This window comes from Calditrichota bacterium (assembly GCA_016867835.1).
GTDB lineage: Bacteria > Electryoneota > AABM5-125-24 > Hatepunaeales > Hatepunaeaceae > VGIQ01.
Map to the genome: position 1 here is coordinate 1 of VGIQ01000040.1, position 22,018 is coordinate 22,018.

18 protein-coding genes are annotated in these 22,018 nt (G+C 60.5%); 17 read left to right on the forward strand and 1 reads right to left on the reverse strand.

Going from position 1 to position 22,018, the window contains the following annotated elements; all coding sequences use genetic code 11:
• The 14 genes from FJY67_05895 to FJY67_05960 all read left to right on the forward strand — a co-directional run.
• A partial coding sequence (locus tag FJY67_05895) for a respiratory nitrate reductase subunit gamma (GenBank protein ID MBM3328990.1) occupies positions 1-454 on the forward strand: 454 nt, incomplete at its 5' end.
• A 37-nt stretch (positions 455-491) separates the two neighbouring features.
• Complete coding sequence (locus FJY67_05900) at positions 492-2,057, forward strand: NarK/NasA family nitrate transporter (GenBank protein MBM3328991.1); 1,566 nt, start codon at positions 492-494, stop codon at positions 2,055-2,057.
• Complete coding sequence (locus FJY67_05905; protein ID MBM3328992.1) at positions 2,054-3,577, forward strand: NarK/NasA family nitrate transporter; 1,524 nt, start codon at positions 2,054-2,056, stop codon at positions 3,575-3,577. The genes FJY67_05900 and FJY67_05905 overlap by 4 nt, the downstream gene beginning before the upstream one ends.
• A 78-nt stretch (positions 3,578-3,655) precedes the next feature.
• Positions 3,656-4,309, forward strand: a complete 654-nt coding sequence (locus FJY67_05910; protein MBM3328993.1) for a hypothetical protein — start codon at positions 3,656-3,658, stop codon at positions 4,307-4,309.
• Between the two features lie 17 nt (positions 4,310-4,326).
• Positions 4,327-7,509, forward strand: a complete 3,183-nt coding sequence (locus tag FJY67_05915) for a 4Fe-4S dicluster domain-containing protein (protein MBM3328994.1) — start codon at positions 4,327-4,329, stop codon at positions 7,507-7,509.
• On the forward strand, positions 7,502-8,884 hold the full coding sequence (locus FJY67_05920) for a hydrogenase (GenBank protein MBM3328995.1): 1,383 nt from the start codon (positions 7,502-7,504) through the stop codon (positions 8,882-8,884). Before FJY67_05915 ends, FJY67_05920 begins: the two co-directional genes overlap by 8 nt.
• Before the next feature lie 96 nt (positions 8,885-8,980).
• Positions 8,981-9,535, forward strand: coding sequence for a DUF3341 domain-containing protein (locus FJY67_05925; GenBank protein ID MBM3328996.1), 555 nt, complete (start codon positions 8,981-8,983; stop codon positions 9,533-9,535).
• Positions 9,532-10,077: a cytochrome c gene (locus tag FJY67_05930; protein ID MBM3328997.1), complete on the forward strand. Its 546-nt coding sequence runs from the start codon at positions 9,532-9,534 to the stop codon at positions 10,075-10,077. Before FJY67_05925 ends, FJY67_05930 begins: the two co-directional genes overlap by 4 nt.
• A gap of 60 nt (positions 10,078-10,137) precedes the next feature.
• Positions 10,138-11,331, forward strand: coding sequence for a hypothetical protein (locus FJY67_05935; protein ID MBM3328998.1), 1,194 nt, complete (start codon positions 10,138-10,140; stop codon positions 11,329-11,331).
• A gap of 3 nt (positions 11,332-11,334) precedes the next feature.
• Complete coding sequence (locus FJY67_05940) at positions 11,335-11,973, forward strand: molybdenum cofactor guanylyltransferase (GenBank protein ID MBM3328999.1); 639 nt, start codon at positions 11,335-11,337, stop codon at positions 11,971-11,973.
• The gene (locus FJY67_05945) at positions 11,954-12,874 is read left to right on the forward strand and encodes a bifunctional molybdenum cofactor biosynthesis protein MoaC/MoaB (GenBank protein MBM3329000.1); all 921 of its coding nucleotides are present in this window, start codon (positions 11,954-11,956) and stop codon (positions 12,872-12,874) included. The genes FJY67_05940 and FJY67_05945 overlap by 20 nt, the downstream gene beginning before the upstream one ends.
• Positions 12,871-14,106 carry a molybdopterin molybdotransferase MoeA gene (locus tag FJY67_05950; GenBank protein MBM3329001.1) on the forward strand — a complete coding sequence of 412 codons (1,236 nt, stop codon included), beginning with the start codon at positions 12,871-12,873 and terminating at the stop codon, positions 14,104-14,106. Before FJY67_05945 ends, FJY67_05950 begins: the two co-directional genes overlap by 4 nt.
• Positions 14,106-14,567 carry an MOSC domain-containing protein gene (locus tag FJY67_05955; GenBank protein MBM3329002.1) on the forward strand — a complete coding sequence of 154 codons (462 nt, stop codon included), beginning with the start codon at positions 14,106-14,108 and terminating at the stop codon, positions 14,565-14,567. Before FJY67_05950 ends, FJY67_05955 begins: the two co-directional genes overlap by 1 nt.
• Entirely contained in the window at positions 14,443-15,306 is an 864-nt protein-coding gene (locus FJY67_05960; protein MBM3329003.1) for a sulfite exporter TauE/SafE family protein, read from the forward strand. Before FJY67_05955 ends, FJY67_05960 begins: the two co-directional genes overlap by 125 nt.
• 96 nt (positions 15,307-15,402) lie before the next feature.
• On the opposite strand, the gene FJY67_05965 is transcribed toward FJY67_05960, so the two are convergent.
• Positions 15,403-18,615 (reverse strand): hypothetical protein, encoded by a 3,213-nt coding sequence (locus FJY67_05965; GenBank protein MBM3329004.1) that lies wholly within the window; start codon positions 18,613-18,615, stop codon positions 15,403-15,405.
• Positions 18,616-18,999: 384 nt separating this feature from the next.
• Between FJY67_05965 and FJY67_05970 the strand changes: the two genes are divergently transcribed.
• The 3 genes from FJY67_05970 to FJY67_05980 all read left to right on the forward strand — a co-directional run.
• Entirely contained in the window at positions 19,000-19,653 is a 654-nt protein-coding gene (locus FJY67_05970; GenBank protein ID MBM3329005.1) for a hypothetical protein, read from the forward strand.
• Positions 19,653-20,942, forward strand: a complete 1,290-nt coding sequence (gene murA, locus FJY67_05975; protein MBM3329006.1) for a UDP-N-acetylglucosamine 1-carboxyvinyltransferase — start codon at positions 19,653-19,655, stop codon at positions 20,940-20,942. The genes FJY67_05970 and murA overlap by 1 nt, the downstream gene beginning before the upstream one ends.
• Before the next feature lie 154 nt (positions 20,943-21,096).
• Positions 21,097-22,018 (forward strand): hypothetical protein (locus tag FJY67_05980; protein ID MBM3329007.1); only part of this gene is annotated, 922 nt, incomplete at its 3' end.

Genomic DNA, 22,018 nt, shown 5'->3' on the forward strand with positions numbered 1-22,018 from the left:
GCGTCAGGTGCTGCTGTTCAACGCTCGCCCTCTGCGGCTCTACCTGCTTGAGATTACCGGCCTCATCTTCGGCCTCCTGACGCTGGTCGGCCTTATCGCCATCATCGTCCGGAGGGTGACAGCCATTCGCGTCAAGGTTGTAACAACCTGGACCGACTGGGTGCTCTACGGCTTGCTCTTGGTGCAGGTGGTGAGCGGCATCGGCGTCGCGGTGATTCACGGCTGGGGATCGTCCTGGTTCGCTGCAGCGATGACGCCCTATCTCTGGTCGCTGGTAATGTTGCAGCCTCAGACCGCTTATGTCACTGCGCTGCCCTTTCTGGTGAAACTGCACCTTACCTGCGCCTGGCTCTTGATCGGGTTCTTCCCCTTCACGAGGTTGGTTCACGTTCTGGTTGTCCCGAACCCCTATCTCTGGCGGCGGACGCAGGTGGTGCGGTGGTATAGAAAGTGAGCAAACAAGCAAGTGAAAGCGTAATAAAGGGGGAACGATGACCGACCGACGCAAGGCTTATTCCGTCCTGACGATGAACACCCTCGCGTTCACCGTCTGCTTCGCCTGCTGGATGATCAACGGGGTGCTTGTGACATTCCTCTCGGAGCACCGTGTCTTCCAGTGGAGCGACGCTCAGATCGGCTGGCTGATCGGCATCCCGGTTTTGACCGGTTCGCTCTTCCGGCTGCCGGTTGGAATCCTGACCGACCGCTTTGGCGGCCGGATCGTCTTCGGGATATTGATGCTGATTTCCGCGCTGCCGATGTCGCTTCTAAGCATCGCCAACAGTTACGAGACTTTCCTTCTTGCCAGCCTTGGCTTCGGCGTGGTGGGAGCCTCGTTTGCCGTCGGAATCGCCTACACCTCGGTCTGGTTCCCGCCCGAGAAGCAGGGCACCGCGCTCGGTATCTTCGGCGCCGGCAATGCCGGAGCCGCGCTCACCAGCATGGGCGCGCCGCTGGTCCTGCAATATCTCACGAACGGTGGTGAAAGTCTCGAGGCCTGGCGTCAACTCCCGAGATACTACGCCTTTGCTCTGGTCGCGATGACCGGCCTCTTCTTCCTCTTCACCTACCCCAGAAAGGTCGCGGGAACGCGCGTCCGGACGTTGACGGAACAACTGGCGCCGCTGAAAGTGATGCGGGTCTGGCGGTTTGGACTCTACTACTTCCTGGTGTTCGGTGGATTCGTGGCACTTGCGCAGTGGCTCATTCCCTACTACGTCAGCGTCTATGCCGTCAGCATCGCGACAGCTGGCTTTCTTGCTGCGATCTTCAGCCTTCCCTCAGGCGTTATCCGGGCATTGGGCGGTTGGATGAGCGATCATTGGGGAGCCCGGCGGGTGATGTATTGGGTCCTCGGAAGTTGCCTTGTCGCCTGCGCGCTGCTCGTTGTCCCGCGGATGGACATCGAGTCGCCGGGCCGCAGCGTTGCCGCGCGGATGGGCGGGACCGTAACCGAGGTAACCGAACAGGCCATTTCCGTCGGCGAGCGAACCTATCCATTGAAAGCCTCGTCGGGCAATGTCCAGGCTTCGCTTGACCGGCCCGGAACACTGATCCTGCCGACCTTTGAGTTCTACCAGTTGCCGGTTGTGAAGGAGGGCGACACCGTCAAGCGTAAGCAACTCCTGGCTCGCGGTGTAACCCACATCTACTTCCAAGCCAATATCTGGATCTTCACCTTTCTGGTCTTCGTCGTCGGCTTTATGATGGGGATCGGCAAGGCGGCAGTCTATAAACACATCCCGGCCTACTTCCCGCACGATGTCGGAGTCGTCGGCGGTATCGTCGGGGTCATCGGAGGATTGGGCGGCTTCCTCTGTCCGATCTTCTTCGGTTATATGCTCGAGTGGACCGGCATCTGGACGACCTGCTGGATCTTCTTTACCGCCCTCTCGGTAGTCTGCCTCTGGTGGATGCACCGCGTCATCCGGAGGATGATGCACCGGGAAGTGCCGCAGTTGATGATGCAGCTCGAGCAGGTTCATCCCGCCATCGCCATCGAGAACAATAGCCAGACCGTCGTCCCGGCTCAACCGGCTACAGGAGTTACCCGGTGAAACGTCCGATCGAATGGCGTCCTGAAGACGACCTCTTTTGGCAGCGCACTGGCCGCCGCATAGCCTGGCCCAACCTGATGCTCTCGGTGCCGGGATTGCTCTTCTCGTTTGCGGTCTGGATGGGCTGGTCGGTGATCATCGTCGAGATGCAAAACCTCGGCTTCCCGCTCACCAAGGCGCAACTTTACTCTCTGCCTGCGATTGCCGGACTGGCCGGCGCGACGCTGCGGATACCGAATTCCTTTGCCGTCGCCTTGTGCGGCGGGAAGAACGCCGTCCTGACCGGCGTGGCGCTGCTCTTGATTCCGGCCTTCGGCATCGGCATCGCGCTGCGTGACATCTCCACGCCTTATACGACGCTTGCCGTTCTGGCGGCTCTATCAGGGTTCGGCGGCGGCAACTTCGCATCGTCGATGTCGAACATCAGTTTCTTCTTTCCGAAGCGGCTTCAGGGCACCGCGCTCGGCATCAACGCCGGCGTCGGCAACCTTGGCGTAAGCGTAGCGCAAGTGCTCCTGCCCTTGGTCTTCACATTTTCGCTTTTCGGGACGGTCGCGGGAGCTCCGTTGCCCCTGCCATCGGGCGCCGGGCGCTACTTGCAGAACGGCGGTCTGGTCTGGATCATTCCGCTGCTGGTCATCCTCGTTCTTGGCTTGAAGATCATGACCAATTTGCCGCAGCATCCCTTCGGAAGCGCGCCTAAAGCCATCGGACGAGCGCTCTGGATCAATCTGCTCGGCCTGCTCGCATCTTTCGGTGGAATCTCTCTTATGATCGGTCTGAAAGCGCCGATCGTCGTCGTCCTGGTGGTGACAATCCTGATGGTGCTCGCCGCGTTCCGCTTCCTCTCGCCGCCTCAAATGCGCGAGAGCATCGCCCGGCAGTTTGCCATTTTCCCGCACCAGCACACCTGGACGATGACCTGGCTCTACGTGATGACGTTCGGCTCGTTCATCGGCTACAGTGCGATCTTCCCGAAACTGATCCAGGATGTCTTCGGTCAGTTGCCCGGCGGTGCGCCTAACCCCGATGCGCCGAGTCCCTTTGCCTTTGCCTGGCTCGGGCCGCTGGTTGGGTCTTTGGTGCGGCCGATCGGGGGCTGGCTTTCGGACAAATTGGGTGGAGCGCGGGTAACGCACTGGACGACGGTGGCAATGATAGGATCCGCCGTTGCCGTTGGAGTGCTCGTCCGGCTGGCGAGGCAGGCGCCCCAGCCGCAGGACTACTTCGTGCCCTTTCTGCTGCTCTTCCTCTTCTTGTTCGTAACGACCGGCATCGGCAACGGCTCGACCTTCCGCATGATCCCGCTCATCTTCAAGCCTGAACAGGCCGGGCCGGTGCTCGGTTGGACGTCGGCGGTGGGGGCTTACGGGTCGTTCATCGTTCCGAAGATTTTCGGGTCGCAGATCGAAGCCGGCCAGCCGGACTATGCCTTCTACGGCTTCGCGGTCTATTACCTATCCTGCCTGGCGGTCAACTGGTGGTATTACGCCCGCCGTGGCGCAGCGGTGCCATGTTGAATGAAGTATGCAGATGCGGAATGAGAACTCGATCCAACGCATTCACTTTTATCCCTAAGCCTTAAGCCCCAAGCCAATATGAATAGCCGCATCCTGACTCTGGCGCTGCTTGCTGCGCTGGTCGCCGCGCTGATCCTGCTCGGCGAGCGTGCGACGGTCTTCCGGCTGCCCGGCATCCAGACCAACTACGAGCCGGATCAGCCGGTCAAGTTCAGCCACCGTCTCCACGCCGGCGAGATGAACATCTCCTGCACCTACTGCCATTACGGAGCCAGCCGGAGCCGGCATGCCGGCATTCCGGCGACGAGTGTCTGCATGAACTGCCATAGGTTCGTAACTGCGCCCTGGGGTGCAGTTCTGGCGGAGAACAAGGCTGCCGACAAGGAAGGCCGCCCCCCCGAGTCCCTCGTTTCGCCCGAATTGAAGAAGGTCTATGCCGCATTTGGACTTGCCGCTCCAAATCAGCCCGACAGCGCTCTTTCCCGGGAGTCTATCGTCTGGAGTAAGGTGCATAACCTCCCCGACTTCGTGTGGTTCGACCACCGGCCGCATGTTGCCGCCGGCGTCCTCTGCCAGACCTGTCACGGGCCGGTCGAGACGATGGAGCGCGTCCGGCAGACGAACCGCCTCAATATGGGCTGGTGCGTCAACTGCCATCGCCAGGCTAACGTCGAGGGAGTGCTCGGCAAGACGGTCAACGCCCCGACCGACTGTTCAGCCTGCCACTTCTAAAGGATGAAGGATAAAGGATGAGGGATGAAGTGAAGTCAATCTCCGGTGTCTCCCCGACTTATCGGGGGGATGCCGCTCTCCGGCGCTCGCTGCCGGAGTTCGATCTGCCTCCTGGAGCCGCCGACACCCGGCCCGATAATGTCTCGCGCCGCGACTTTCTGCGCTTGACCGGGTTCACTGCCGCCAGTGCCGTCCTCTGGCAGGCTTGTGCTCGTCCGCCGGTCGAGAAGGCGATCCCGCACCTCATCCCGGTCGAGGAAGCCGTCCTTGGCGAATCGACCTGGCAATCCGGTCTCTGCGGAGCCTGCAGCGCCGGTTGCGGACTGAGGGTCAAACTGCGCGACGGCCGGCCGGTGATGCTCGAAGGCAATTCGGTCTATTTCGAGTCGAACGGCGGCCTCTGCCCGGCCGGCCAAGCCTCGCTGATCGGACTTTACGATAGCCACCGACTCGGCATGCCGCTCGCACAGGGGCGTCCCACCACACCAACCGATGCCAAAGCCTCACTGAACCACCACTGGACGCGGCTGCGGGCATCGGGTGGAGGGGTTCGGCTACTGACCGGCGATATCGCGAGTCCGACCGCGCTAAGCCTTATCGATAAGTTCCTCAAGTCATTCGCCGACGGCCGAATGGCGCAACTGTCGTCTCCGCCGATTGCCGATATCCGAAACGCCCATCGCCGTACGCACGGGAGAGCATCCGTGCCGGACTACCGGTTTGACCGCGCGGAGATGATCGTCTCCTTCGGTGCCGACTTCCTCGGCAGTTTCCTGTCACCGGTCAGGTTCGCTGCGGATTACGCTGCACGGCGCGATCCCGACCGGGCTGACCCGCCTGCCATGAGCCGCCATGTCCAGTTCGAGTCGCTCCTAACCATCACCGGCGCCAAAGCCGACGAACGCTATCCCCTCTCGCCCGATCAGATCCACCTGACGCTGTTGAATCTTGCCAGAGACGTGGCGAGTCTCGCTGGTGACGCCTTCCCCCTGCCTAACCTACCTGAGCCGCCGGTCGATCCTGCCTTGGTGCAGCGACTGGCGAAGGAACTGGTGGAATACCGGGGACGTTCGCTGGTGCTCTGCGGACAGTCGGATGTTAGCACGCAAGTATGTTGCAACTACATCAACACTCTGCTGGATAACTACGGCGGGACCATTCGGCTGCGCGAGCAGCCGGAAGCCGTGGTAGTTGAGACAGCATTAGCGACTCTGATCGAGGAGATGGAGAGTGGTGCAGTAGCAGCGCTGATCGTGGTCGGGACGAATCCAGTCGCCGAATTGCCCGGCCGGGACCGCATCGTCGCGGCTTTAAAGAAGGTGCCGCTTGTAGTGCAGATCGCTGCCCATTCCGACGAGACGACACCTTACGCGACCTACGTCCTACCCGAAAGCCACTTCCTCGAGACCTGGAGCGATACCGCACCTTCCGCCGATACCTATGCCATTGGCCGGCCGGCGGTCAAGCCCTGGGGCGAGAGCCACTCGCTCATCGAATACCTCTCTTCCTGGGTCGACGGCACCGGAGAAGGCAAGGAGATTCTGAGGCGCCGATTCCAGTCCAATGTCCTTCCACACTTGACTGGGATGTTATCGGCTGACGCTGCTTGGGAGGATCTGGTTGGCAGGGGATGCGTTCGATTGGACCAAACGAAAGTGAATGGCACTTCCCCCGTCTTCGACCGATCGGCACTGACGGATCTCATCCTCCCCGATTCCATCGCTCTCGCACAAGAGAAGGCCGAGCACTTTGATCCGCCGCAACTCGCCCTCTACGAGGCGCCGCATTTTCGGGGATGGGGCGCGGCTTCGAATCCCTATCTCTACGAATTGCCCGACCCGATCAGCAAAGTAACCTGGGACAATGTCGCGCTCATCGGGCCGAAATTTGCCACGACCCACTCACTAAGGAACGGCGATCTCCTCGCAATTTCCCCGGCAGAACACCGCGCTGAGCCGATCGCGATCGAAATCCCTTGCTTTGTCCTGCCGGGAATGGCGGAGGGCGTCGTGGCTGTTGCGCTCCATTACGGAAGCGAGGCGTCGCGCCGGTTTGCCAAAGTTGGCCCGCAATGGCTATTCGGTAAGGATTCGACCGGCCCCGACGGTAGGGTCGGGGTCAACGCCGCCCCGCTTCTTGGGTGGAAGGGGGGAGACCTCTCATATGAAGGCCGCCGCGTCGGAATTCGCCCCGTTGGCAGGCGCATCGCGCTCGCCTGCACTCAGGAACATTTCGACCTCGCCGAGCGGGAGAATGATCTTCCCGCCGGAACGCACTTGCCAGAGATCGTCATTTCGGGAACGCTTGACGCCTATCGTGCCGACCCGGCGAGCCTCGTCGGTCATCCTTCGCACGAGGGCTACGACCTCTGGCCGGACGATCACCCGACTCCGGTTCACCGCTGGGGTATGGCCATCGACCTTAACAAGTGCACCGGCTGCTCGGCCTGCATCGTCGGTTGCAACATCGAGAACAACATCCCGATCGTCGGCCGGGACGAAGTCCGCCGCAACCGCGAAATGCACTGGCTCCGCATCGACCGCTACTATCGTTCTGACGGTCGGGATAGCCAGCCCAATAGTCCCGACGTCGTTTTTATGCCGGTGATGTGCCAGCAATGCGCCCATGCTCCCTGCGAGACGGTCTGCCCGGTGCTGGCGACGACGCATAGTTCCGAAGGCCTTAACCAGCAAACCTATAACCGCTGCGTCGGGACGCGATACTGCGCCAACAACTGCCCCTATAAGACCCGCCGGTTCAATTGGTTCGACTATCCGCAGATGTGGGAGAAGGAATCGGTCGATGAATCGGGGAGCCGTCAATCAACAGAGCGCGAGAGATTGCTGCTCAATCCCGATGTTACCGTCCGGTCACGGGGTGTGATGGAAAAGTGCACATTCTGCATTCAACGCATCATGGACGCCAAAGCCCGTGCCAAGTCTGCCGGGCAGCCTGTCAAGGAGGGTGACATTCAACCGGCATGCGCCGGGTCCTGTCCGGCCAGAGCCATTGTCTTCGGCGATCTGAACGACCCGGCGAGTGCCGTCTCACTTCTTTGGAAGCGTCAGCGCGCCTATCACCTCTTGGAGGAGTTGAACGTGCGGCCATCGGTCGCCTATCTCGCCGAGGTGCGCAACCGTGAGGGCGGCGCGCCCGCCGGAGATTTCCACCACTCCACCGGAGACTCACATCATGGCTGATCTAACCCTCGGCGGCCCGGCGCTTCAGCACCTTCCGGCTCCGCAGCCGGCGCCGCTGGTAGCCGGCAATAAGAGCCTGAGCGATGTCACGCGCGAGGTCGCCGGCGTTCTCGAGAAACGTCCCGGCGGACTCTGGTGGACGGGATTCAGCCTCTCCCTCGCGGCGCTTATGGTTGGCGCTGCTGCCGTGGTCTATCTAATGGCGACCGGCATCGGTGTCTGGGGCCTTAACAACACCGTCGGCTGGGCTTTCGACATCACCAACTTCGTCTTCTGGATCGGGATCGGCCATGCCGGGACCTTGATCTCCGCGGTGCTCTTTCTCTTGCGTCAAAAGTGGCGCACTTCGGTCAACCGCGCGGCCGAGGCGATGACCATCTTCGCCGTCATCTGCGCCGCGCTATTCCCGCTGATGCATATGGGGCGTCCCTGGCTCTTCTTCTGGTCGATGCCTTACCCCAACTTTCGCGGACCGCTCTGGGTCAACTTCCGGTCGCCCCTCATTTGGGACTTCTTCGCCATCAGCACTTACTTCACGATCTCACTCCTCTTCTGGTATATCGGGATGATTCCCGACCTGGCGGCGATACGGGACCGGACGAAGAGCCGCCTCCGACGCTGGCTGACCGGCCTCATGAGCCTGGGCTGGAACGGCTCGGTGCGCACCTGGCAGCGTTACGAAACGGTCTATCTCCTCCTGGCCGGACTGGCCACGCCGCTCGTCGTCTCGGTGCACACCATCGTCAGTTGGGACTTTGCGACATCGGTGATCCCGGGCTGGCACACGACGATCTTTCCGCCCTATTTCGTCGCCGGTGCGATCTTCTCGGGAATGGCGATGGTGCTGACGCTGATGCTCGTCGCGCGCGCCACGATGCACCTCGAGGACTACATCACGCTGCGGCACGTCGATGTGATGTGCAAGATCCTCCTGACGACGGGCAGTCTGGTTGGGTTGGCTTATATCACCGAGTTCTTCACCGCGCTCTATTCGGGTAATCCTTACGAACAATACGCCTTCCTGAACCGCGCGACAGGGCCTTTTGCCTGGGCTTACTGGATCATGTTTTCCTGCAACGTCATCTTCCCGCAGTTGCTCTGGATCCCGGCGCTGCGCCGCAATCTGCTCTTCGTCTTCGTCATCTCGCTGGTGGTCAATGTCGGGATGTGGTTTGAGCGGTTCGTCATTATCGTCACCTCGCTAACCCGGGACTACTTGCCGTCGAGTTGGGGGACGTTTGTGCCGACGCCGGTGGACTACGCGATCATGGTCGGCAGTTTCGGGCTCTTCTTCACCCTCTTTCTTCTCTTTTGCCGCCTCCTGCCGATGATCTCGATGTCGGAGATAAAAGGCGTGATGGGGACGAAGAAATGAGAAGCAAGAACGACAAACTTACTTTCCGTTGTCATTTCGAGCCGCTGTAAGCGAGCAAAGCAATCTCCTGTATAAAGTAGGATAAGTGACATACTGATGGCCAAGACATACTACACTCCCAACCGGCGGCAGTTGCTCGGCGTCTTCGAGACCGAGAAAGCCATTCTGGCGGCGACGCGAGCCGCCCGGGAAGGCCGTTATCGGATCGTCGATGTCCACACCCCTTACGCCGTCCATGGCCTGGACCGGGCGATGGGCCTCAGGCCCTCGCGCCTGCCTTGGGCCGCGCTCCTATTAGGCTTCATCGGGGCGGCGTTCAAGGTATGGTTCGAATACTGGACCACCGGCGTCAGTTGGCCTATCGACGTAGGCGGCAAGCCGTTCGACTCGCTGCCGGCGTTTGTGCCGGTTACTTTCGAGGTGATGGTGCTCTTCGCCGGTGTGGGGACGGTCTTCACCTTCCTGATCGCGAGGCGGCTCCTGCCCGGCCGAAGCGCTCGCCTGCCTCACCCCGATGTAACGACCGACAGATTCGTCATCATTCTTGAAGAGAGCGACGCCGCCTTCGATCCGGTCGAAGTGAAGGCGCTTTTTCGCACCCTCGGCGCCGTCGAAGTCCTTGAACGGGAAACGAGCGAGGTTGTGCGATGAACCGGAGCCTTGTCAACTTACTGCTCGGAGGCGCCTTGGTCGTTACTTTAGGCCTTGGCCTGATGATCGAGGATGACCATAGACTTCCTAACCGGCTCTTCCTGCCCAATATGAACGCCTCGCCGGCTTATGGTGCCTATGAAGAAGGACCTTTGGCTAAAGGCGAAAGGCGAACGAAAGAAGCCGGGCAGTGGTCGGGAGGGCTTTACCTTACGCCCGATTCGATAGGACTTAAGGCATCCACCGCCTTGACGAATCCCCTCAACAAGGACTCGCTCATGGACTATTCGCAAGCAGGTGCGTTCGTCTATCGTGATTTCTGTCTGCCTTGCCACGGGCCAAACGGCGCCGGCGACGGCCCGGTGGCGCTCCGCGGCTACCCGCCGCCGCCGAACCTGATTGCTCCGGCTGCCAATGCCCTAACCGATGGGCAAATCTATCACATCATCACCTTTGGCAAGGGCAATATGCCGGCCTACGCCGCGCAGATGACGGACTACGAAAGGTGGCTGGCGGTGATGCACCTGCGCCGGTTACAATGACGAATCGTTAGGTTCGCTCAAGTAATAGGGACGAGCCGCAATTCATCTGACTATCTACCTATGAGCACCATAGAAACCGCACTTCCTCCCGTAACATCGCATACGTCCGCTGGTTTGGAACAGGTGCCGATTCCGGCGCGACTCTATCGGAGCATCGCCGTTGTGGGAGGTCTCCTGCTGTCCGGCTCGTTCCTCCTGACCCCCGACCGGACCTGGATGGACCTGCTGATGGCCGGCCTGGCGTTGACGACCCTCGGGCTGGGAGGCATCTTCTTCGTCGCGTTGCAGTATGTAACCGGCGCCCACTGGAGCGTAGTGATCCGCCGAACGGCCGAGGCGCTTTACAGTTGCCTGCCCATTGGCGCTATTCTACTCGGCATCGTGCTGATCTTGCGCCCATCGCTCTACGCGTGGACGAATCCGGAGTCCCATTTTGAAGGATTCAAAGGTCTCTGGCTCAGTCGCGGATTCTTTATACTCCGGGCGGCGATTTATATTGCGATCTGGATTAGCCTCGGGCGAAAGATCATCGGCCTGTCGCGGCAACAGGACACGACGCGGGATCCCGGCCTGACCCGTTTGGCAGCGAAGTGGTCGGGCCTCTTCATAGTTGCCTTTGCCCTCACCTTCTGGCTGGCGAGCGTGGACTGGTTGATGTCGCTTGAGCCGCACTGGTTCAGCACCATCTTCGGCGTCTATAACTTCGCCGGAATGTTCACCGCGACACTCGCCGTCATAAGTCTGCTCGTCGTTCGGCTGATGACCCGCGGCGGCCTAAAGGGACTCGCAACCGCCGAGCACCTCCACGACCTCGGCAAACTCCTCTTCGCCTTCTCCGTCTTCTGGATGTATATCTGGTTTTCGCAATACATGTTGATCTGGTACGCTAATATTCCGGAGGAGGCTGTCTATTACACCCGGCGGATGGCCGGGGCGTGGGGTTCGCTGATGCTGCTCAATGTCTTTCTTAACTGGGGGCTGCCGTTCCTGGCGTTAATGTCGGCAACGACCAAGCGGAGCGGGCCGATACTGACCAAGGTTGCGACGGCGGTCCTGGCCGGACGGGCGCTCGACATCTACCTGATGGCCGCGCCCTCGGCTGGATTGGAACCACGGATCGGCCTGGCAGAGGTGGGAGCCTTGCTATTGACGGTCGGCCTCGCGGTAGTTGCGATCAAGCGGGAACTCAGTCGCTTCCCTCTGTTCCCGACCGGCGACCCGGGGCTGACGGCGAGCCTGCATCACCATCAATAAAGTCTGAGTGCTAAAGTGGTGGACGATGACAGACCCATAGCCGGGGTGATTCTTGCCGGTGGGCGCAGCCGCCGGATGGGTTCTCCCAAGGTGTTGTTGCCGCTGCCCGATGGGACCTTCCTGATCGCCCGGGTGGCTTCACTTCTAAGGGAAGTAACCTCTCTCGTGATCGTCGCCGGAGGCGGGGCGGAGTTGGCCGCTCTTGCTGGAGACGGCGTCCAGCACCAACCGGATCTTTGTCCTGGAGAGGGCCCTCTCGCAGCGCTGGAGGGTGTTTTCGCATCCCGACGCGCCAGTCGTTATCTCGTCGTTGCCGCCGACCAACCCCGCCTCACCGCATCCCTGCTTAACCGACTCGTCAACTCCGGGTCAGATTCTAATGAAGTCCCGGTTTGCTTTGGCCGGGTAGGGATCCTCGAGCCGCTGCCGGTAATGTTACCGGCATCTTTTTTGCCCCACTTGCGGTCAAAGATCGTTGCCGGAGTCCGGTCGCTACGGGTCTTTCTTCAGGAGTTGAACCCCATGCCGTTGCCTCTTCATTCTGAAGAAGCGCACCTCCTGGCGAGCCTCAACGCTCCACGCGACTACGCCGGCTTCTTTCTGGAGCAACTGACTTCAACCTATGCTCGACATCACCTCTAAATATCCGACCCTGCGCACCGCTGTCGCTGAAGCCGTCGTAGCAGCCGGCGAGCCGACCCTCCGCGCTGTGCGTGAAGGCCGCGTTCCGAAGGGCGACCCCCTTACTACCGCTCGGGTCGCCGGGATTCAAGCCGCCAAGAACACCTCCGCGATCATCCCGTTCTGTCATCCGCTCGCCATCACCTATGCAGATATTGCGTTCACTATCGAAGACGCCTCTATAGTCATTCGCGCGACGGTCAAGGCACTGGCGCCGACCGGCGTCGAGATGGAGGCTCTCACCGCGGCTTCTGTTGCCGCGCTGACGATCTATGACATGCTGAAGATGCTCGATAAGGATATGGAAATCCGCAGAGTTCACCTTATCGAGAAGCGCGGTGGCAAGAGCGACTTTGCCGAAACGCCGGACCGGACGCTCCGCGCCGGAGTGCTGGTGATGTCCGATTCGGTGGCTGCGGGGCACAAATCCGACCGCTCGGGGCAGTTGATTGTCGAACGTATGAAGAAGGAAGGCCTGGAGGTCGTCGAATACCGAATCATACCCGATGACCGGGAGCAGATTAGCAGCAATCTGATCCGCTTTGCCGACGAACTCCGCCTCGACCTCGTGCTGACGACCGGCGGAACCGGCTTCAGCCCGCGCGACATCACCCCCGAAGCGATGGGCGACCTCGACCTGAAGGAAATTCCCGGAATACCCGAGGCGATTCGCGAGTATGGTCGGCAGCGAACGCCCTACTCGATGCTTTCGCGAGGCCGAGCCGGCCTGCGCAGATCAACTCTAATCGTCAACCTGCCCGGTTCAACGCGGGGTGTGAGCGAGTCGCTCGACCTCCTCTTTCCGGCATTATTACACGCCTTCCCGATGATTGCCGGCGCCGGTTGGGGGAAGAGCCGGTGATCGCCTTCGAAGGAGCGCTCCAAATAGTCGTCGAACAGACTCCCCGCCTGCCGGCTCGACTCGTGCGCCTCGATAAAGCCCTCGGGCGGAGATTGGCAGAGACGATCCGGACGCCTTTTCCGCTCCCCTCCTTCGACAATTCGGCAGTTGACGGCTATGCGCTGCGAACGGCCGATTACCCGACGGCCGCAGGAGGCTATCCAGTCGCGCTGAACATGGTCGGGACGATCCGGGCTGGCGATGCGGCTGAAGAGCCTCTCGTTCCCGGTACAGCGCTACGGATCATGACTGGAGCGCCGGTACCGCCGGGCTGCGATGCCGTAGTGATGCGGGAGGATATTGAAAGTGGCGCCGGGCTATATTTAAGCCGCCCGCCTCTGTCGGGTGAGAACATCCGCCCGGCCGGTGGGGAGTTATCCGCAGGAGTCGTCGTCGCCGTGCCGGGAACGGCCGTCACTCCGCCGCTTTTGGGACTATTCGCAAGCCTCGGTTTGACGAAGGTGCGAGTCTATGATCTACCCTCGGTCGCCATTATCACTACCGGCGACGAGTTGCTTGCTCCCGGGTGCAGACCGTCGCGAGGATGCATCTTCGACTCGGCCGGTCCGGCGCTGCGCGCGGCATCTTTGAATCGGGGCTTGACCAAGGTGCACCTGACACACTGCAGCGACGACCCAACGGCAATGAAAGGTGCTCTTGAGCAATCATTCGCGCACGCCGATCTGGTCCTGACGACCGGTGGTGTGTCGGTGGGGGATTATGACTTTGTGATTGAAGCGGCTCGTGAAGCCGGCGTCCGGGAACTGTTCTGGAAGGTGGCAATGAAGCCCGGCAAGCCGCTCTACTTCGGCACCTATGACCCGCCTGATGGCACCCGGTCGAAACTGCTGTTCGGGCTGCCTGGCAATCCCGTGTCCGCGATGGTCGGATTCGAACTCTTTGTGGCTACGGCAATAAATGCGATGGCTGGAGCCTTGAATCCATTGCCGCGATGGTTCACCGCGTGTCTCACCACTCATCTCGTCAAGAAGCCCGGTCGCGCCGAATTCGTCAGAGGGCAACTGGGCAGCGACGACGCCGGCCTCACCGCCACCCCTGTTGTCGGGCAGGATTCGCACATGCTCAGCGGCCTTGCAGCGGCGGATTGTCTCATCCATTTTCCACAGGCGGCCGAAACGCTTTCGGCCGGGACCCCTGTTGACATCTTTCCAATGAACTGGAGTCATAATTGATAGAATCTACCGGACAACTGCTCGCCATCTCGGTCAGCACCCGCAAGGGAGTCAGGAAGACCAATGTCGGGCAAGCCAATATCATCGCCGATTGGGGGCTGGAGGGCGATGTCCACGCCGGGAAATGGCACCGTCAGGTGAGCATCCTTGCGATAGACTCGATTGCGACGATGCGCGACCTGGGCGCCGATGTCGGACCGGGCGACTTTGCCGAAAACCTGACCCTTGGCGGGATCGACATCCCGCACTGCTCGGTAGGCGACCGCATCCGGTGCGGGGAGGTGCTACTCGAGGTGACGCAAATCGGCAAGGAGTGCCACCACCGCTGCGCGATCTATCGGCAGGTTGGGGATTGTGTCATGCCGCGGGAGGGAATCTTCGCCCGGGTTATCGAAGGCGGGCGATTGGAGGTGGGAATGGCGGTCGATTACTCGCGCCGATTGGTCGAGAGTGCCGCCTGAGGTCTATGGGGCGGCTCCCGCCGTTACGCTGATCGGATTTCTCTATGCTGCCGTAGGGCACGGCGGCGCCACCGGCTACATCGCAGTCCTGACGCTGTTCGGCTTTCCGCTGATAGAGATTGCTCCAGCCGCGCTGCTGATGAACATCGCTGTCTCGGCAGTCGCTTTTGTGCGGTTTCGCGCCGCCGGTCGGCACCGCTGGGCGCTATCCCTGCCTTTCTTGCTGACTTCTATTCCGGCTGCTTTTCTGGGCGGCTACCTGCGACCCGAAACGCGACTGCTGGCGCTGGTATCAGCGATAGCGCTTGCCGTGGCAGCGATTCTTCTCATCCTCCGTCCGAATGGCTCCCGGTCCGGTTTCACTCTTTCGCCGCCGCTTACGATGAGTCTCCCCACCGGTGGTATCATTGGATATGTATCGGGTATGATTGGGATTGGCGGCGGCGTCTTTCTGACGCCGCTCATCGTGCTGGCCGGTTGGGGAGCCGTCGCAGAAGCCGCAGCGACCTCGGCGCTTTTCATATTGGTCAACTCACTCGCCGGGACGGCTGCACGATTGATCGGCGGCACCTTCGAGACGAGTGTGCTGATGCTGCTCATCCTGCCGGCGCTGGCGGGAGGTTGGATCGGCGCCAAATGGGGCTCAAGTCGTCTTTCGCCGGTTGCCATGCGACGCCTGCTGGCAGCGGTGCTTCTGATCGCGGTCGCCAAACTGGCCTGGCAGGTGACGGGAAGTTGACAGGATTCCGCAAAATGAATGCGGTCAGGGTAAGACCCTGACCGCATTCGCTCATGCCATTTCCTTAAATCTTCAAGTCCTTCACCCCTTTACCATCTACCTCACCAGCGCCACCTTCCGCACCTCTACCCGACCCGCCGACTCGAGCCTAAGATAATAGACCCCCGACGACAGACGATTCCCATCCACCACCGCCGTCCGGTAAGCCGGCTCCGATGGACCCGCAAACAACACCGCCGCCTCCCGGCCCAGGACGTCGAACAATCGAAGCCGCGCAAAGTCCATCTGGTCTAGCCCAAACCGCACCGCAAGCCGCGCATTGAACGGGTTCGGATGCACCGACTGAAATCCAAACTCCACCGGAACCGGAACCACACCCGGCGCCGCATCGGGATCGATCGCAAACTGGAACCGCTGGTTGCTCACCGTCCGGTCGTCCCCCGAATAGGCATTCACCTGCCAGGCAACCGGAGCATTCAACGCCCAGTCGAGGTTGAGCGTGTCAAGCACCAGCGTCAGACTCGTATCGACCGCCTCGTAATAGGTCGAATCGTTCCCGGCGTAGAACCAAACCCGGTAGCCCACCACCTGATTCTGATTCCACTCCATCGACGGCATCCAACTGAAGCGAATCGCCGGAACCCGCAGCGTGTCGTCCAGATAAGGGAAGGCTGTGAAGCGCGACCCGTTTGCCGGGCGAAGCAGGTCGAACGGATCGGGCGGCTCGTCGCCGATCACATCGAGCGAGACCGGTATCCGCGTCTCGCCGCCCTCGGCGTTGTGCCGGAACAGAATTTCACCCTCGAAAAGGGTGTCCGGCAGACCCGTCGAGTTGAAGGTCAGGACGAACTCCTGAACGCTCCACGGCTCGAGCACGCCCGACCAGACGTCGAGGTTGAGCCAGTCCTTGCGGGCGTCGAGTTGGTAGATGTCGATCCGGTCGCCGCCGTTGTCGCGCGCCACGTTCGCTATCGCCATATAGACCCAACTATAGACGTCGAAGGTGTTGGTGATGTAGGTGCCGAGCGCAGCCGAGGCGTCCTGCAGTTGAATCGGACGCACCAGCAACGTGTCACCGGTGGCGGGGTTCATTTTGTAGATCCGGTCGTCGTTCGCCCCCGCAGAGTGGACGAAGTAGAGCGGGTAGCCGTTGGGGTCTTCGCGCCACCAGGCCATCCCGGTGATCCGGAAAGGGCGCTTGTTGAGCGTCGGGCCGAGACGATTGCCGTCCACGTCGTAAGCGACGATGGCGGCAGAGGATTGTCCGCAAGCCCAGATCCGGCCCTCGTCTTCGTCCCAAACGACCGCGGTAGTAGGGTTGTAAGGCCCGGCCCATTCGCGCATCACCTCCCCGGTTTCGGGGTGGATGGCATAGACGTTGGCGTCACCGGTGGACTGCCCGCCCCAGAGCCAGTTGCCGTCCCAGGCGAGGTTCTTCATCCCGTAGGTGGACTCGCCCGGCTGTTCGAGTGTATCGACCAGATTTCCCTCTCGATCTAAGACCCAGATGAAGTTGGTCGTATCCCGTCCTTGAAGGTTGCTCGCACCCGCCACATAGAACCGGTCGCGGGCGAAAACCACCCCCTCGATGCGGTCGTCTCGAGTAACCTGACCGAACGGTAACGACCGTCGCAGCGTCCATGGCTCGACCCCCGCTTCGCCGCGCAGATGCCGCGATGACGTCCACTCCAGAACCGTATCGCCGCCATTGCGGATGGCGAAGTCGAGCCTCCGCACGCTGTCGGAAGGAACCGACTCCACCACCTCCGCGAACGGCAACTCCAGCCACGATTGAAAGAGGCGCAGATCGACATTGACCGTTTCCAGCGCCGCTGCTTCGAATGCCAGGACGCTCCGGACAAACCCCTCTTTGGAGGTCTCCAGGATGTTCTCTCCCAGCAGCATCCGCTCGATCAGCCAATTCCCGCTCGAATCGCTTTCCGCTTCGCCATAGGGTATATCGTTGTGGATCAGCATTACCCTTGCGCCGGCCATAGGCTCTTCGCCGATACCGCGCAGCACCCGCCCAAAGACCTGGCCCCCCTGCCAGAAGGGAAGGGCGCCGATGTCGGCGCGGGAGCCGTCGGGATCGGGCGGGCTGTCGGGATCTCCGGCGTCTATACAGGGGGAGTCGGGGAGCAGACGATAATCCCCACTCTCCGGATCGACGAAGCGAGGATCGACGTCGAGGTTGTTGTCACCATAGACCGCATTCCTTCCAAGAGATATCCCGTCGCGACCGTTCTGCACCAGGGAGAAGTCTATCTCCGCCATCCCGGTGAAATGTATCCTCTGCGGCTCGTTATCCCAGAAGATCGAATTGCTCAATCTGAACTCTCCGCCAATCCAATAAAGAGCATAGTTCTGCCCACGATTACCTGCAAATGTTAGATTATTGACCACTAACTCTGTCGAAAAGCCGATCATGATCTCTTGATTACTTCTGTTATCTATGATCGCCACATGGCTAAATTCAACATAGGATCGCCCTTCCTCCGGTGGCTGAATGAAAAGCGCCCCACCTCTACTCACGGAAGAATTCGATTGTATAATCGTGTTGCGCACAATCAGCGTATCGCTGGCATTCAGGTTGATGCCGCCACCTCCATATTCTGTCGAATTGCCCATGATCAGGCAATTATCAATGGTGATAGATCCAAAATCCATCTGAATTGCCCCACCCCCAGCACTCTGCCCACGTACAGTGTTGCCCACAAATTTACAATTGATCACCAATGGATGTGCCTGGTATTCACTCATGCCGCCGCCGCCAGCCACCCCCCCTTCCACCTTATTGCTGTCAAACAGGCAATTCATAAAGAGCGGTCGGCAATTGGTGCTGGAGTGGGCTCCGCCACCACCCCGCCTCGCGATGTTTTGAGTTACTCGCAATTCCACCAGCGTCGGCGATGCCTCCTGCTGGCAGTCGATCCCGCCTCCAAAATTCTGTCTTCCTCTCGTCACCGTGAACCCGCGCAGGACGCTCTCGCGGCTCTCGCCGTTATTGAACACGACGCAGGGCCGCTGCTCCTCCCCGTCGATGATCGTCGAATCGATATAAGCCCGGTCGCCGGTGGTCAGGATGAGGCTCCCGACCACGATGGCGCGCCCGCCGAAGTTGACCGTCCCCGCGTAGGTGCCGGGCTGGACGAGCACCGTATCCCCGTCCCGGGAGTCCCCGATGGCGGCTTGGATGGTTTCGAACTGCTCCGGGACGTTGATGATGCGCGCATCGAGCCGGCCGGCAAGTCCGGCGGCGAGCGTAAGGAGGGGGAGTGCATGCTTGAGGGAGTTCGGAAGGCGCAACATGGAAACCTCTTAGGACATTGATTTAACTTAACATAGATACAACAATGGCATTGGCCCTACCTCATCGAAAACAATATACTCAAAGGATTCGGTTCAGACAATAGGCTAAGGCAACGACTTTCGCACTCCAACACCAGCCCAAGTTCATTGATTGTGGCGTTAGGTGTCTTCACCTGACGCACACCGTCGGGTGGGGACACCCGACGGCACGACACCACGACTTTCGCACTCCAACACCAGCCCAAGTTCATTGCATCGCCCGGTCATTTCCCTATATTGAATCGTCGGTGGAGTCCGTACGTTTCCGACAACTTATCCGGAGCAAACGCAAGCCCGACACTCCACGATTCATTCATCACTCCGCATTCCACATTCCGCATTCAGATGGACATCTTCTGGACCTGGATCGCCGCGCTCCTGACGCTGATGATCCTCTCGTTTCTCTACAAGGACAATCCGGCTTACAAGATCGCCGAACACCTCTTTATCGGCGTCGCCGCCGGCTACATCCTTGCTGTCGAGTATTTCAATGTCTTCAAGCCCAACTTGCAGGATCCCTTGCTGGCGGGCAAGGACTGGTCGCTCTTGATTCCCTTGGTGCTGGGCCTCATGATGCTGGCGCGCTTCTCCGATAAACTGGCCTGGGTCTCGCGCTGGCCGCTCGCCTATATGGTCGGTATCTACAGCGGCATGGCGGTGATAGGCTTCACCGAGGGCGATCTGATGCGCCAGATCGAAGCCTCGCTCATCCCGCCGGTTTCGGCTCCCGCGGTGAACGCCTTTATTGCCGATCCGGGGCTGCTTAAGTTCCTAAACGCCCTCGCCAACCCGATCATAGTGATCGGACTAATCTGCATCCTGCTCTACTTCTACTTCTCACTGGAGCATAAAGGCACTGCCGGCACCTTTGCAAAGGCTGGCACGGCGCTCCTGATGATCGGCTTCGGAGCCGGCTACGGCTACACGGTGATGACCCGCTTTGCGCTCCTTATCGACCGCTTCTATTTCCTCCTATCCGACTGGGCAGGCCTGGTATGATGGACCGCTTCCTTATCGACGGCGGATGGCCGCTGCACGGCGACGTCGCCATTTCCGGATCGAAGAACGCGACGTTGCCGCTCATGGCGGCAGCCTTGCTCGCCGACGGCGTAACGACCGTCGAAGGCACTCCCGACCTGCAGGACATCACCACAATGGCGATGGTCCTGAAGGTGCTTGGCGCCGACGTCTTCGCCGATGCAGGCCGTTTGCGGATCGACACGACGCATCTAAGCAACGTCGAGGCGCCTTACGAGTTAGTCCGCAAGATGCGGGCGTCGTTCTATGTCCTCGGACCGCTGGTGGCGCGGTTCGGGCGGGCGCGGGTCAGCCTGCCGGGAGGCTGCGCGTTAGGGCCGAGGCCGGTTGATTTGCACTTGCGCGCGCTTCAGAAACTTGGCTGCAGGATCGAACTCGACGGCGGTTATGTCGTCGCCGGGACGGACGGTCTTGTCGGGGCAAAGATCATGCTCGACCTCGCGTCGGTCGGCGCGACCGGGAACATCATGATGGCCGCGACCGCAGCCAAGGGAACAACTGTCATCGACAACGCAGCCTGCGAGCCGGAGATCGTCGATCTTGCCGATATGCTGAATGCAATGGGGGCAGGCGTATCCGGTGCCGGAACGCGGCGCATCGAGATCGAAGGCCGGCGGCCGTTATCGCCGGTCAACTGGCGGGTCATCCCCGACCGGATCGAAGCCGGCACCTATTTGATTGCAGCCGCCGGCACCGGCGGAGGTGTGAACATCAGAGACTGCCGGCCGGACCACCTGACGCTTCTTCTTGACAAATTGACCGACTCTGGGTTTGAGATCGAACAATCCCCCATTACTCGTGAGGGGGAAGGCAAGGAGAATGGGGATGCCCTCACCATCACGCCTCGCTCCGAACGCCCCCGCGCCGTTGACATTACGACCGCGGTCTATCCCGGCTTCCCGACCGATCTTCAGGCGCCTTGGACGAGCCTGATGGCGCTGGCGGAGGGCGATGCGGTCATCACCGACACAATCTACCCCGAGCGCTTCAACCACATCCCGGAACTGCAGCGGCTCGGCGCGCAGATACGCAAGGACCTTAACAGCATCCACATCCGGGGCGTCGAACGGCTGAAAGGCGCGCCGTTGATGTGCAGCGACATCCGTGCAGGTGCGGGGCTGGTAGCAGCGGCATTGGCGGCGGAGGGTGAATCGACGGTGCTTCGGGTTTATCACCTCGACCGGGGTTATGAAGCCCTCGATGGGAAATTTGCGAAATTGGGCGGAAGGATCAGGAGGGTAAGAGAGTGAGGAAAGACTTTCGCAGGTCAATATTAGTGGGTGCAGATAACGGTGGTTTTCTCCAGTATGGCGGGCATTTCTGCCCGCCCTAAGGACAGACAAGAATGTCCGTCCTACCAATGCTACTATTGATGCTACCATAAAAACAGGAATAGTCACAATTATGAAACGACAAATTGCTATTCATTTATCGTGCAGTATCGGGCTGATCTTCGCCTGCACCGATAAGACCTACATCACCAACCCGCCGCCCGATCTACCTGACCTTAATCCGCCGCGGGTCGAGTGGGCGGATGGGGGCGCGGGCTTGCGGATGCTCCTCGCCGGGGAGGTCGAACTCGCCTTGACTGCTGCCGACGAATCGGGCATAGACTCGCTGAAAATCTACCTCGACGGCTTTCCCCGCTTCGCTTCAACGTCATCATCGGCAGCCTTCCTCTGGAACACCGCGTCCGACTCCGACGGGGTGCATCTGCTGCTGGCGCGCGCGTGGGACAAAGCCGGCAATATGGGCGAGACTTCCTCGCTTCTGGTGCGGGTGAAGAACAATCCCGATCCGCCGCCCGACGACCGGACACCGCCGCGGATCCGGTGGATCACGCCTGCGCCGGGCAGCATCGTCCGGGATACGACTGTGCTGGAATTTAGCGTGGAGGATGAGAGCGAGATCGACAGTGTCAAAGTCTTCGTTGACGGCGTGGTGGATGCAATTCTTGCAGGGCAAGCAGACAATTCTTACATACTCGAGCGAAACACGTGGAGATGGACAAACGGAAGGCGTCTCATCGAAATCTGGGCCTGGGACAGTGCAAAGAATGGGGGGCGGAGCGAGCCGATCGGGCTGACAGTGGACAACCACAAGGTCATTTGGGTGCCCGATGATTATGGCACGATTACTGCCGCTATCAATGCCAGCGTGGATGGGGATACCATTGTGGTTCGAGCGGGAACCTATCGAGAACAGCTCCAGTTCTTTGACAAGAACGTGTCCCTGGTCAGCGAGTCGGGACCGGAGGAGACGATCCTCGATGGAACTGGCTATTATACGGCCGCATGGATCACAGGCGGGCAGGATACCACGATGC

What these genes read in the sequence shown, in the direction of transcription:
- FJY67_05965 (MBM3329004.1), bottom strand. Translation starts at nt 18,615, where the DNA reads ATGTTGCGCCTTCCGAACTCCCTCAAGCATGCACTCCCCCTCCTTACG.
- FJY67_05970 (MBM3329005.1), top strand. Translation starts at nt 19,000, where the DNA reads ATGGACATCTTCTGGACCTGGATCGCCGCGCTCCTGACGCTGATGATC.
- FJY67_05900 (MBM3328991.1), top strand. Translation starts at nt 492, where the DNA reads ATGACCGACCGACGCAAGGCTTATTCCGTCCTGACGATGAACACCCTC.
- FJY67_05925 (MBM3328996.1), top strand. Translation starts at nt 8,981, where the DNA reads ATGGCCAAGACATACTACACTCCCAACCGGCGGCAGTTGCTCGGCGTC.
- FJY67_05930 (MBM3328997.1), top strand. Translation starts at nt 9,532, where the DNA reads ATGAACCGGAGCCTTGTCAACTTACTGCTCGGAGGCGCCTTGGTCGTT.
- FJY67_05935 (MBM3328998.1), top strand. Translation starts at nt 10,138, where the DNA reads ATGAGCACCATAGAAACCGCACTTCCTCCCGTAACATCGCATACGTCC.
- FJY67_05920 (MBM3328995.1), top strand. Translation starts at nt 7,502, where the DNA reads ATGGCTGATCTAACCCTCGGCGGCCCGGCGCTTCAGCACCTTCCGGCT.
- murA (MBM3329006.1), top strand. Translation starts at nt 19,653, where the DNA reads ATGGACCGCTTCCTTATCGACGGCGGATGGCCGCTGCACGGCGACGTC.
- FJY67_05910 (MBM3328993.1), top strand. Translation starts at nt 3,656, where the DNA reads ATGAATAGCCGCATCCTGACTCTGGCGCTGCTTGCTGCGCTGGTCGCC.
- FJY67_05945 (MBM3329000.1), top strand. Translation starts at nt 11,954, where the DNA reads ATGCTCGACATCACCTCTAAATATCCGACCCTGCGCACCGCTGTCGCT.
- FJY67_05915 (MBM3328994.1), top strand. Translation starts at nt 4,327, where the DNA reads ATGAGGGATGAAGTGAAGTCAATCTCCGGTGTCTCCCCGACTTATCGG.